Below are 12,800 nucleotides of genomic sequence, written 5' to 3' on the forward strand. Positions count from 1 at the left end.
ACCATGAAAATTACTGATACTAGCGTTAAACGCCCGGTCTTTGCGATCGTAATAAACCTGTTGTTACTCACCTTTGGTTTGGTGGCTTTTTCTATGCTACCACTGCGTGAATACCCAGATATTGAAACACCGATTGTCAGCGTTAGCACCGATTACACTGGTGCCAGCGCAGAGATCATTGAAACTAAAATCACCCAAGTACTCGAAAACCGCATTTCGGGTATCGAAGGCATTAAAAGTATTAACTCATCAAGCCGAAATGGCCGCTCAAATATAACCATTGAGTTTAATATCAGCCGCGATATTGATGCTGCATCAAACGATGTACGTGAACGTGTAGCCCGTGCCCTTGATAGCTTGCCAGAGCAAGTTCGCCCACCAGAGGTCTCTAAATCAAACAGTGATGAAAGCCCAATTGCCTGGTTCGTACTAAACAGTACCACTATGGATTCATTGCAGTTATCTGATTACGCACAGCGCTTTATTGTTGACCGATTAGCGGTTGTTGATGGTGTCTCTAATGTACGCGTTGGTGGCGAGCGTAAATACGCAATGAAAATCTGGTTAAACCGTAAAGCGATGGCAGCACGCGGTATTACCAGTAGCGATATTGAAAACACCTTACGCACTGAAAACGTTGAATTACCTGCCGGTGAAATCGAATCTATCGACCGTGATTTTACAGTACGTACCGCGCGTAGTTATAAAGATCAGCAAGACTTTAGGAACCTAGTGATCAAACGTGGCGATGATGGCTATTTAGTACGTTTAGGTGAAGTGGCTGATGTTCACTTAGAAGCCGCTGACGACGAAAGCCTATTCCGTGGTAATGGCCGTAATATGATAGGTTTGGGTATCGTCAAACAAGCCAAAGCCAATACCCTAACCGTGGTTGATAATGCCCGCGCAGAGCTTGAAAAAATTAAGCGTAACCTGCCAGAAGGCACCACCATTCAAGACAGCTATGACTCATCAATTTTCATCAAAGAGTCTATTGATGAAGTGTATAGAACCCTTGGGATTTCAATGGCGCTGGTTGTCTTAGTTATTTACCTATTTTTAGGCAATATCCGCGCGACCCTAGTGCCTGCTGTAACCGTACCAGTGGCGTTAGTGGGCAGCTTTATGTTCTTGCTGGCTATGGGTTACTCAATCAACTTGTTAACTCTTCTGGCACTCGTGCTTGCTATCGGTTTAGTGGTAGATGATGCGATTGTAATGCTTGAGAATATTCACCGCCGTATAGAGCTAGGTGAACCACCACTGCTTGCTGCGTTTCGTGGTGCCCGTGAAGTTGGCTTTGCGATTATTGCCACTACCCTCGTATTGATTGCGGTATTCGTACCGCTAGTGTTTATGGATGGCCGTATTGGTGCCCTATTCACAGAATTTGCGATGGCAGTAAGTGCCGCGGTGTTCTTCTCGAGTATTACTGCATTAACCCTTTCTCCGGCGCTTTGTTCTAAAGTATTAAAAGCTTCAGAAAAAGAGAGTAAATTTAGCCAGTGGATGGATAGAACCTTTAACAAAATCGAAAACGCCTATCGTAACTCTCTGGCTTCAAATATGGGCCGTAAGTGGAGCTTACTACTGACTATGATTTTGGCCGGTGTTGCCAGCTTTATGCTGTTTCAAAAAGTGCCTTCAGAGCTTACTCCAAAAGAAGACCGCGGTACTTTCTTTATCATGATGAGTGGCCCAGAGGGCGCAAGTTATGAAAATAACGCTGCAAACATGGCTAAAATTGAAGAACGTTTAATGCCTTACTCTGAGTCTGGTGAATTGAGCCGAGTGCTTGTTCGTGTACCTGGATGGGGCGGCCAAGGTGGTGTTGCTATCATTGGTATGGCCGACTGGGATAAGCGTAAGCGCTCGACCTGGGAAGTAATGGATGAAATCAGCGGTAAAATGACTGAAGTGACCGATGTGCGTGCGTTTGCAATTATGCGTCGTGGTATTGGTGGCGGTGGTTCATCTCGCCCGATTGAATTTGTGCTGCAAGGTAACGATTACGACCAGCTAGCCGATTGGCGAGACCGTATTATCAAACGTGCTGAGAAAAACCCGGGCTTGGTAAGAATTGACCACGATTACAAAGAAACATTCCCGCAGTTTTTAATCAACATTGATAAAAACAAAGCCGCTGATTTAGGGGTTTCTGTATCGGATGTGGGCCGCACACTCGAAACCATGTTAGGGCAACGCCGCGTAACAACCTTTATCGATCGTGGTGAAGAATACGATGTGATTTTAAAAGGCACCAAAGAAGACTTTGCTAACCCGACTGATATCTCAAATATCTATTTAAAATCACGAAGTGGCGAATTAGTACCGCTTGATAGCTTAATTAGCTTAAAAGAAGAAGCCACTGCATCGCGTTTAAACCGTTATAACCGTATGCGCGCAATTACTTTAAGTGCGAACTTAGCAGATGGTTATACCCTAGAAGAAGCGCTTAACTTTTTAAATCAAGTGGCAGCGGAAGAAAACGACATCGACGGTGCAATCGACTACAAGGGTGAATCGCAGCTGTTCTATGAAGGTGCATCGGCAATGACCTATGTATTCATACTAGCACTGACTGTGACCTTCTTAGTACTTGCAGCCCAGTTTGAAAGCTTTATTCACCCATTTGTGATCATGCTTACTGTACCACTTGGTTTAGTGGGTGCGTTATTTGGCTTGTGGTACACCGGGCTTACTCTGAATATTTACAGCCAAATTGGTATCGTAATGCTGATAGGTTTAAGTGCGAAAAACGGTATCTTGATTGTTGAGTTTGCAAACCAGCTGCGCGATAAAGGCGTTGAGTTTAACGAAGCGATTAGCCAAGCTGCGACACAACGTTTACGCCCAATTATTATGACCTCACTAACCACAGTGATGAGCTCGGTACCACTAGTTCTTGCAAGTGGCCCAGGTGCAGAAAGTCGCATGGTAATTGGTGTGGTGGTATTTACAGGTGTTATTGTTGCAACCTTACTTACCTTGTTCGTAGTACCTGCAGCATACAGCGCACTTGCCCGAAATACCCAGTCGCCTGAGTACTTACAGAGCAAGTTAGAACAACAAGCAAAAGACAAGCCGTTAGAAGAAATTTAAACAAGCTTGAGCTTTAACAAAACGCCGTCTTTACGGCGTTTTGTTTTTTCGGCTATAGTCAGCAAAACGGTAAGGAAGTGAAATATGGATAACAATATACAAATCGCCACTTTTGGCGGCGGCTGCTTTTGGTGTATTGATGCTGCATTTAGACGTGTAAAAGGCGTGCTTAATGTCAGCTCTGGCTATGCCGGCGGTGAGATTGAAAACCCAAGTTATCAGCAAATTTGTACTGGCTTAACGGGTCACGCTGAAGTTGTTCAGCTCGATTTTGATAGCAGTATTGTAAGCTATAACACCCTACTTGAAATGTTCTTTACTTTACACGATGCCACACAGTTAAACCGCCAAGGTAATGATGTCGGCACCCAGTATCGAAGTGTTATTTACTATCATGATGAAAAGCAAAAAGCAGAATCTCAAGCCATGATTGATGCTTTACAAAAGCAAATTCGTGAGCCGATTGTCACCGAGCTTAGCCCGCTTACAAACTTTTACCCTGCAGAGCCGTACCATCAAGACTATTACAATGAAAACCCAAACCAAGGTTATTGCAGTATTCTGATTGCCCCTAAGCTTGCAAAGTTCGAACAGTATTACGCAGATAAACTAAAATGAAAAAAGCCCGCTAAGTAGGTAGCGAGCTTTTAGACGCAGAACTAATAATAACGCTGAGCTTGTTTTAACTTAAGACTAATGACATCAACGGGCAAATTAATGTCAATTACTCGCTATAAGTAAACAACTCAGCTGACCTTAGTGGTTATTAGAACTGATAGCGGGCACCTACAAACAGGCGACGCTCAGCCGTGTTGTAGTAATAAAATTCGTCGTTGATGTAATCACCATCTAGGTCTGTACCATAGGCATCAACGGCGTTGTACTCTTTATCGAATAGGTTTTCTACACGTAGTGACACAGTTAAGTTGTCAGTTGCTTGGTAGTGACCTACTAAATTCCATAACGTATACGAAGGTAAGTGCGTTAACTTGCCATCACGATCACCACGGTATTGCATATCGATACCGGCATCAAAATCACCCCATGCTTTGTTTAATGACCAATTCACACTGTGATTTGACACATAGGTTAGTGACTGACCTGTCTCAGTATCTTCCGCTGAAAGGTAGGTAAAGTTAAAGCTGTGATCAAAGCCAAACACTTGGTTCTTAAAGCTAAATTCAACACCTTCGTGGCGAGCTTCGTTTATATTGGTTGGCTGCCACTGCCCTGATGCATTTGGTGCCCAAGCGATTTTGTTGTCGATTTCGCTGCGGAAAATCGCAATATCAAGGCTGATATCATTCACATTGAGTGATAAGCCAAGCTCTTGGTTATCTGATGTTTCAGGGTTTAACTCTGGGTTACCTGAGCCTGGGTAATATAGGTCATTAAATGTTGGAGATTTAAAACCCGTACTTTGACTTACGCGGAATGTAGCAATGTCATTTAAGTGATAGCCAACAGCTGCGGTGTAAGTTGTTTCATCACCAAACTGCTGATCATCATCTTGGCGAACGGTTAGGTTTGCCAGTACTTGTTCGTCGTCATAATAAGCGCCAACAAACGCAGCGAATACTTCACGGCTGTCTTTTAAGTAAGTACCTGAGTTAGTGTTCACTTCATCTTTATACCAATTCAAACCACCACTAAGAGTCAGCGCTTGATTGAAAAAGTATTGGCCATTGTAATCAATTTGCTCACGCTCAGTTTCAAACTTATCGACCACCGTTGCGCCTGTGTAATCAATACGTGAGTCATCTGAACTATCACTTGATATTGCAATATCAATGGCATGGCTGTGTTTTTCGAAAGCTTTTTTCCAACCTAGTGAAGCTTGGTAATTTTCGAACTCGCCTTTTTCTACAGTGCTGTCTGTAGGGCTATAAGCGCTATCGTATTTTGCTTCGCCTTCTGAGTATTGTGCTTGCGCTAAAAACTCACCTAACTGCTCATTTTGATAACCTAGATTAAAGCCAAGGTTTTTGTTCTCGTAGCCGTCTTCATCTGACGCTAAGCCTTGCAGAACATCAAATCCATCTGTTTTTTCATAACCGGCATTAACGGCCACATCAACACCCGCAAACTGACCACCTGTCGCTACTTGGTACTCTTGGTAAGAGTCTGAGCCAAAAGTAACATCTAGGGTCGTGTTTTGTGCTTTACGGGTAATGATATTAATCACACCTGCTAGCGCATCAGAACCATATACAGCAGCACGTGAGCCTTTAATTACTTCAACACGCTCAATACTGTTTAAAGGAATATTGCTAATACTTTTATAGCCAAGTGTTGCAGAGCCGGTACGTACACCATCAATTAAAATAAGTGTATGACGAGAACTTGCACCACGTAATGAAACACCTGAGCTTTGCCCAAAACCACCATTGGCATTAATTTGAAAGCCCGCTTGAGTGGCCAGTAAGCTTGGTAAGTCACGAACATAGCTTGCTTCAATATCAGCACGGTCAATGACAGAAACGCTGGCTAATACATCATTAATTGATTGTTCGAATTTATTGGCAGTAACTGTGATATGCTCGATCGATTGCTCGTCAGCAGATACAGAAAAAGACAACGCAGCAGCAACCGCTACGCCTAACGCAGATTTATTTAGCATGATATCCCCTAGCCTGTGCCCACCGCACACGCGAATAGTAAGTTACTTCAAGGCCGGTCTCCGGACTCTGTAAATGCATGGCATATACATTACCGTTGCGGGGGCAGTGTTGGCATTGTTTTCTCCCTGAAAACGCACCGACTTCCCGATTATCTTGCGACTATTTCACCCTTTGAAATAAAACGTATCTGAAGATACAGCAAGCACCTCGAAAATAGGCCGTTATTGTGATGATTTTGGGGAAGAAAGTCAATGGACGGCTATACTGCTAAAATGAAGTTTTAAGCTTTAAGCTGTAAGCCGAAAGTAAAAAAGCCAATCAGCATGGCTGATTGGCTTTTATAAAACAATGATTACCAGAAATACTCATGAGGTTTCGAGTTTCCTAACGGAAAAACAATTCCTTCTGGGTCAGCACCATTCAGCACAAGCTTACAAAGAGCTTTATTTAAACGTCTTCTTGGCTTGGTCATCGTCATTTTCACCCACCAACTTGGTGTTTGTTGGTAAAAATAAGTACTGTGTGGGCCTGTGTATTTTCTGTTTATTTTACCGTGTTTATTACGATCTATTGCTTTGTTTTTTACTGACATAAATATCCTCTAGCTGAAAATAGCTAGAAGATATCTTTTTCTCTGTAACCTAATATTTGTCTCAAAATACGCTCCTTGTAAAGTTCAGAAACTTGTGGGCTTATAGCTTAAAACTTACAGCTTAAAGCTAAAAACATAGAGTATTAATCGCGGAAGTTTTTGAACTGGAATGGTTGACCTAAATCAGCAGTACGAACAACTTGCATTGCTTCTTGTAAATCATCACGCTTTTTACCAGTTACACGTAATTCTTCACCTTGAATAGCAGCTTGTACTTTGATCTTTGAGTCTTTGATTAACTTAACGATTTTCTTCGCTACGTCTTTTTCGATACCTTGCTTAAGAGCAACGTCACGCATTACGTATTTACCGCTACGCGACTCATCTTTTAGCTCAAGGCTAGATACATCTAAGCCACGCTTTGAAATTTTCGCAGCAAGAATGTCAAAAAGTTGCATAACTTGTTGTGGTGCTTCTGCTTTTAACTTAATTACTTTGTCACTTAGTTCGATTGATGCATCAACACCACGAAAATCAAAACGCGTCTCTAGTTCACGCTTTGCATTATCTACTGCATTCTGCGCTTCGTTCATTTCTACTTCAGAAACAATATCAAATGAAGGCATGGGGTTCTCCTAACATAGTCTTTTATAAATTCATTTATGGTTGGCAATTATAACGCTTATTTATAGATTCTTTCTATTTTTATCCAACTTGTTCAGGTGCGATGCAAAAATTGTTTGATATACTGGCCATTCAATTTCGGCATTTTTAGGGTTTATTGTGACAAGGCGTGTTTACCAAGTTATCTTTTTAGCCAGCATTATTGGCTTTACAATTTTATTTGCCAAAGAAATTAAAGGGGTGAGCAACCTCTTTCCACACGTAGATAAAGTGGCGCATTTTGGTATTTTCTTTGTACTGGCCATGGTGATGGACAAAGCCTTTAAATTGCCACTTATGGTGCAAATTTTACTGTTAGCCGGATATGGTGCAGCCATAGAGTTTATGCAAGATATGCTGCCTTACCGTCAAGCTTCGGTTGGGGATTTTGTCGCTGATTTTATCGGTGCAGTTAGCTACTTTATCATAAAACTTGGGTTTCATTTAGGTAGTAAACAACGTAATGGCTAACATTTTAATTGTTGGCGACGGTGCAATTGGCTTGTTGTTTAGCCATTTTTTATCTGCACAACATGACATTACATTGCTGACCCGTAAACCGACCCTGACCACACGTTTTTATCAAGCGAGTAATGGTAAATCAAACCCAATTAAAGCTCGCCTTATTCACCACAAAGAGCTAAGTCAATCCGCCCCCTTTGACTTGGTGTTAATCACAGTTAAAGCATTTCAGGTGCAAACTGCCTTTGGACAAGTAAAACCTTACCTCAGTAAAACATGCCAAATCGTTCTTTCTCACAACGGCATGGGGAATGTCGATGAGCTCAATGCCCTGCTTTTAAAAACGCAAGGGTTAGCGTTTTTAACAACGCGTTTAGCTGGTTTTAAAACAACGCCTTATAGTGTTAGCCATACAGGTAATGGCGAAAGCGTGTTAGGTGCATGTAATGCAGCTGCAAGCGAAAACCTCGGTGAACTTAAGCAGCAGTTTAGTTACTTACCACACTTTTCAGTAAGCGATGATATTCACTCATTGCGATGGCAAAAACTGTTAGTGAATATTGCTATTAACCCGTTAACAGCGATTCATAACGTAAAAAATGGCCAGTTACGTGCACCGCAATTTAGCACGCGCATAATCAATTTACTTAGTGAAGCGTGCCTAGTCGCCAATAAACAAGGAGTTAAAGTAAAACTCAGCGAGGCGCTGGATCAAGCCTACTCTGTGATGACAGCCACCGCTGAAAACTTTTCTTCTATGCAGCAAGACATCAGCCATAATCGAGAATCTGAAATTGATGCAATTTGTGGTTATGTGTGCGAGCAAGGCGCTAAGTTAGGGGTAAAAACTCCCTATAATCAGGCCATGCTGAGCATGGTAAAAATAAAAAGTTAATTAGCTGCTAGTTACTAGGGGAAAGAGGAAAGTTTCAAGGGGAAAGAGTAAAGCTACAAGGGGAAAGGAGAAAGCTACAAGGGGAAAGGAGAAAGAGTAAAGTTTCTCGTAATTATTTCAGGCATCAAAAAAGCGCGAACATGTCGCGCTTTTGTTAGCATCCCTTACGGGCGATACACTTTTACGTTGCTAAAGCCTTCTTCGTGCAAGATCAGCGCTTGTAGCTGGCTCATCACACCTTTAGCACAATATAAGTAATATTCTTTATCTTTTGGTAAGTCACCAAATTTAGTCGCTAAGCGGAAGAAAGGTAAATGTACAACTTCAATACCTTCAAGCTCTAATGGGTTTGCGTCTTCCTCTTCAGGTGAGCGAATATCAACAACAACCGCCCCTTTAGGTAAGTCAGATACAGACTCAGCTTCTTTCACTTCTTCTTTTGCTTCGGTATCAATATCGCGAATATCCATCACACGCGCATTTTCAACAACTGTATTTAGCACGTCGAAGTCAAACTTAGCTTCTTCGGCAAGAATAGTTTTGATTTTCGCTTTAACCGTTGGCTTTTTAGAAATTACGCCACAGTATTCAGGCATGCTTTCTGCCATCTCAGCCGTGCCGATTTGGCGCGCAATATTGATTATATCTTGCTTGTCGTGTTGGATTAACGGGCGAATGATTAAAGTTTCCGTCACACGGTCAATCACACTCAAATTAGCCAATGTTTGGCTTGATACCTGGCCAATACTTTCGCCAGTTACTAGTGCTTGTACACCTAGTTTTTCTGCAACTTGACTACCGGCACGCATCATCATGCGCTTAAGCACAACACCCATTTGGCTGTTTTCAACGTTCTCTAAAATCTCAGCAACAACAGGCTCAAAATCAACAGTAACAAACTTCACTTTATGAGTAGAGCTGAACTGTTTCCAGATATAATAACTCGCCTGCTTAACACCGATTTCGTGCGCAGCACCACCTAAGTTAAAGAACAAGAAGTGAGTACGCGCACCTTTACGGATCATTTGATAGCTGGCAACACCAGAGTCGAAGCCACCCGACATAAGCGACAATACATCTTCTTGTGTTGGCAGCGGGAAGCCCGCCATACCTATGTGAGTTTGAGTAACAATGTATGCTTTATCATCACGTACTTCTAAGCGAACAGTCACTTCAGGGTGAGATAATTTAACGCGCGCACCTTCAACATGCTGGTTTAAACCACCACCTACGTAGCGCTCTACATCGCTCGATGTGAAATCATGCTTACCAGAACGTTTACAACGCACACAGAAGGTTTTGCCCGCAATCGTATGGCCGATTAGTTCAAGTGCTTTTTGGTAAATATCGTCAATTGAGTCGAAGTCTGTTTCTGTTACTTCAATAAACTGTACGATACCTGGAATGCGTTTTAAGCCATCGATAATATCTAAGCGAACTTGCTCAGATTCTAGCAAGCTAACAACAGAGATATTATCCCAGTTGTTTCTTACCTGAACTTTTTCGTCAACACGACGCAAAACGATCTTAATGTTATTTTCTAATAACTTGGTAAAACGCTTACGAACAGATTTACTCTTGATCGCGATTTCAGGGTGTAATTTGACGATAAATTTAAGCATAGTTCACTCTTAGACTGTGGATTTCACACGCCCTAAGGTATAGCAACCTCAAGGGCGCGCGATTATAACAAAAATTATAGCGTCTAGGAAATAAACTGCTTTGCGGGATTATTGTTCGCTTTGCTCTGTTTCAGCAAGGGCTAAATACTTAGCTCTTAATTGGTTAACTTGCTCTAGGTGTTGCTCAGTGCAATGAGCTTTTAATAGTAGTAATACTTTTAAAATACCATTGTAAATATCAGCTCTGGCAAGTTCACCACTTAAGCGGCGAGCTTTGATGTAAGGCGTCCAGAAACTTACGGTCATTTTAAGCATATGCGCAAGTTCTGTAACATCTTCGTCTTCAATGCAAATAACACCACCTTCACGTAATGCAAACAGCACATCTTTGACTTGCTCTAAAAGCTCAGCTTGAAACGCAATGTAGCCTTTTTTCAGCTCTTCATCACGAGATAAAATATCGCCTAAGTTGTCGTAGAAAAACTGAAAACGCCACATTAATTCAAACAGTGAATCTAGATAACCGGCTAGGTTTTCTAGTGCATCATCGTCAGGAGCCAATGGCTTAAAGTGAGTATGTAAATGGTCGCTATACAAAGCAAATATGTGGCGAATAATATCTTCTTTATTTTTAAAGTGATAATACAAGTTACCTGGGCTTATCCCCATATGCGAAGCAATATGATTGGTTGTTATGGCACGCTCACCATGGCGATTAAATAACTCGATGCTGGTGTGTATGATTTTGTCCTTTGTGCTCATAGACTATTTACTCTGTTTTTTATGATTATTACGGTCCCCAGCCGAGCAGTATAAACAAATGCGCGACAATTAAATACTACCTTGAAAAATATTAACCTCAATCGGCTTAGTACCTTATATAGGTGAAGGTTCCTAATCCGATACGCGTATTTTCTAAGCTGCATCGTCGAGAAAACACTGTTAATATAGCAGGCAAATTTATAAATCGCTGATAGTTATGAACGTTACTGCAATCTATCCGGGCACTTTCGACCCACTTACAAATGGCCATACAGACTTAATTCATCGCGCGGCAAAAATGTTCGATAAAGTGATTGTTGCCATTGCGCATAATCCAAGTAAACAGCCCTGCTTTACCCTTGATGAGCGCGTTGAGCTTGCTAATAAAATTTTGGCGCATCTTGATAACGTGAATGTAATTGGTTTTTCAGGCTTATTAGCTGATTTAGCTCGCGACCATAATGCCGAAGTGCTTATTCGTGGTATTCGTGCGGTGTCTGACTTCGACTATGAATTTCAGTTAGCGAATATGAATCGTCGCCTAAACCCTGATCTAGAAAGTGTATTTTTAACACCGGCAGAAAAAAACTCATTTATTTCATCAACTCTCGTCAAAGAAGTCGCACGCCACAATGGCGATGTGAGCGAGTTTGTTGACCCTATTGTAGCCAAAGCCTTACAGGATAAAATTCACGGATGAAATTAAAAAAGTTCATTAGCTTAACTGCATTACTAATGATCTCTGCGCCAACTGTTGCAGGACCATGGATAGAAAGTGACGACCCGTTACTTCGCGCTTCAATAGAAATGCTATTTAACCAAGGCATTATTAAACAGCCTATTAATAGCTACCCATTAATGTGGCAAGGTATCGCACGCGACCTAGACGTTGCCAATACCAGCCAACTAGATGAGCGAAGCTTATTTGCTTATCAGCATGTTAAGCATGCCCTTGATAATGCTAAACAAAGAACCAGCTCTGGTATTCGCCTAAACTACAACAGCGAACCACTCACTCAGCAAGGGTTTGGTAAACGCCACCAGCAAGAAAGCGGTGTAAATAGTTATGGTTCAATCACAGGGAAACGTGTTAGCGCTAAAGTCAGTGTAAATTACGCCGATGACGCCCTTGATAAGCAGCATGTTACTTACCAAGATAGCTATTTAGCCGTACTCCTGGGTAATTGGTCAATCAGTGCAGAGCAAGTTAGCCATTGGTGGGGGCCAAGTAACGATAACGCCCTACTACTATCAAATAATGCGTCGCCAATGAAGGGCGTGCGCTTTACCAGAGCAAATACACAATATGTAGGCCCAAGTTGGTTGTCATTTATTGGTAACTGGCAGTTAACGGGTATTTACGCCAAACAAAAGCCATATCTAAATAGCTCAGATGACGGTGACTTTTGGGCGCTCCGATTTGCAAGCACCCCATTAACAGGCCTCGAAATAGCAATTAACAGTACAGGCTCTGATTATTTGACTAACCTAGAAATTGACCCAGTTACACTCGAAAGCAATGAGTCAACACACCGTTTAACTAGTTTAGATGTTAAGTACTCAACCACTTTAGCGGCGAAACCTATTGCTTTTTATGCTGAGGTAATGGGTCGAAATGAAAGTGGCTTAGCACCGAGCGAGCCATTTTATACACTGGGTGTTGAAAGCTATTTTGGCTCGAAAGAGAGCCTATTAAAAAGTTACTTTGAATACTCAAATACAGAGCAAACTTGTGAGCAAATTAGCGATTGCGTATATGGCTCTGGTAGCTATACACAACGCTCGCGCTTAATTGGCAGCTCAACACCGCAACAAAGTAAATCTGCTATCCTTGGCGCCTATTACCACACTCTAAATGGTTATGGTGGCCATGCTAAGCTTCGTTGGATTGAAAGCGAAACCACACACGCTGAGCTCGCATCAGATATGAGTCAGCTGCAGTTAGAACTCGGTTATCAGCAATCTGTGTTTAACGGCCTGTGGAAAGTGACAGGGCTTATTTCAAAAGATGAAATAGGTGATGAGTCAGAAACAAATACAGCCCTTAGAACCAGTTGGGAATACCGCTTTTAACTAATTGA

At 42.0% G+C, this 12,800-nt stretch carries 11 protein-coding genes and 1 riboswitch; of the genes, 6 read left to right on the top strand and 5 right to left on the bottom strand.

Features of this window, described 5'->3' with window-relative positions:
- Positions 1-3: 3 nt before the first annotated feature.
- Complete coding sequence (locus HUS62_RS02485; RefSeq protein WP_175078438.1) at positions 4-3,102, top strand: efflux RND transporter permease subunit; 3,099 nt, start codon at positions 4-6, stop codon at positions 3,100-3,102.
- Positions 3,103-3,186: 84 nt separating this feature from the next.
- Positions 3,187-3,720, top strand: coding sequence for a peptide-methionine (S)-S-oxide reductase MsrA (gene msrA, locus HUS62_RS02490; protein ID WP_175078439.1), 534 nt, complete (start codon positions 3,187-3,189; stop codon positions 3,718-3,720).
- Between the two features lie 148 nt (positions 3,721-3,868).
- Here the strand turns inward: msrA and HUS62_RS02495 are convergent, their stop codons facing one another.
- The 3 genes from HUS62_RS02495 to HUS62_RS02505 all read right to left on the bottom strand — a co-directional run bounded on the left by HUS62_RS02495 (position 3,869) and on the right by HUS62_RS02505 (position 6,941).
- On the bottom strand, positions 3,869-5,722 hold the full coding sequence (locus HUS62_RS02495; RefSeq protein WP_175078440.1) for a TonB-dependent receptor domain-containing protein: 1,854 nt from the start codon (positions 5,720-5,722) through the stop codon (positions 3,869-3,871).
- 33 nt (positions 5,723-5,755) lie between these two features.
- A riboswitch (cobalamin riboswitch) is annotated at positions 5,756-5,910 on the bottom strand.
- Positions 5,911-6,075: 165 nt separating this feature from the next.
- Entirely contained in the window at positions 6,076-6,315 is a 240-nt protein-coding gene (locus HUS62_RS02500; protein ID WP_054551105.1) for a hypothetical protein, read from the bottom strand.
- A 143-nt stretch (positions 6,316-6,458) separates the two neighbouring features.
- Entirely contained in the window at positions 6,459-6,941 is a 483-nt protein-coding gene (locus HUS62_RS02505; protein WP_054551104.1) for a YajQ family cyclic di-GMP-binding protein, read from the bottom strand.
- 157 nt (positions 6,942-7,098) lie between these two features.
- Between HUS62_RS02505 and HUS62_RS02510 the strand changes: the two genes are divergently transcribed.
- Both HUS62_RS02510 and HUS62_RS02515 read left to right on the top strand, forming a co-directional pair.
- Complete coding sequence (locus HUS62_RS02510) at positions 7,099-7,449, top strand: VanZ family protein (RefSeq protein ID WP_055021578.1); 351 nt, start codon at positions 7,099-7,101, stop codon at positions 7,447-7,449.
- Positions 7,442-8,335 (top strand): ketopantoate reductase family protein, encoded by an 894-nt coding sequence (locus HUS62_RS02515; protein ID WP_175078441.1) that lies wholly within the window; start codon positions 7,442-7,444, stop codon positions 8,333-8,335. Before HUS62_RS02510 ends, HUS62_RS02515 begins: the two co-directional genes overlap by 8 nt.
- Before the next feature lie 164 nt (positions 8,336-8,499).
- On the opposite strand, the gene thiI is transcribed toward HUS62_RS02515, so the two are convergent.
- On the bottom strand, positions 8,500-9,957 hold the full coding sequence (thiI, locus tag HUS62_RS02520; protein ID WP_175078442.1) for a tRNA uracil 4-sulfurtransferase ThiI: 1,458 nt from the start codon (positions 9,955-9,957) through the stop codon (positions 8,500-8,502).
- Positions 9,958-10,065: 108 nt separating this feature from the next.
- Positions 10,066-10,719 carry a TetR/AcrR family transcriptional regulator gene (locus HUS62_RS02525; protein WP_063529113.1) on the bottom strand — a complete coding sequence of 218 codons (654 nt, stop codon included), beginning with the start codon at positions 10,717-10,719 and terminating at the stop codon, positions 10,066-10,068.
- Between the two features lie 217 nt (positions 10,720-10,936).
- Here HUS62_RS02525 and coaD point away from each other — a divergent pair, with 217 nt between their 5' ends.
- Complete coding sequence (gene coaD / locus HUS62_RS02530; RefSeq protein WP_058585805.1) at positions 10,937-11,419, top strand: pantetheine-phosphate adenylyltransferase; 483 nt, start codon at positions 10,937-10,939, stop codon at positions 11,417-11,419.
- Positions 11,416-12,792, top strand: coding sequence for a capsule assembly Wzi family protein (locus HUS62_RS02535; protein WP_175078443.1), 1,377 nt, complete (start codon positions 11,416-11,418; stop codon positions 12,790-12,792). The genes coaD and HUS62_RS02535 overlap by 4 nt, the downstream gene beginning before the upstream one ends.
- Positions 12,793-12,800: the final 8 nt, after the last annotated feature.

It is taken from the genome of Pseudoalteromonas sp. 0303 (genome assembly GCF_013349995.1).
GTDB lineage: Bacteria > Pseudomonadota > Gammaproteobacteria > Enterobacterales > Alteromonadaceae > Pseudoalteromonas.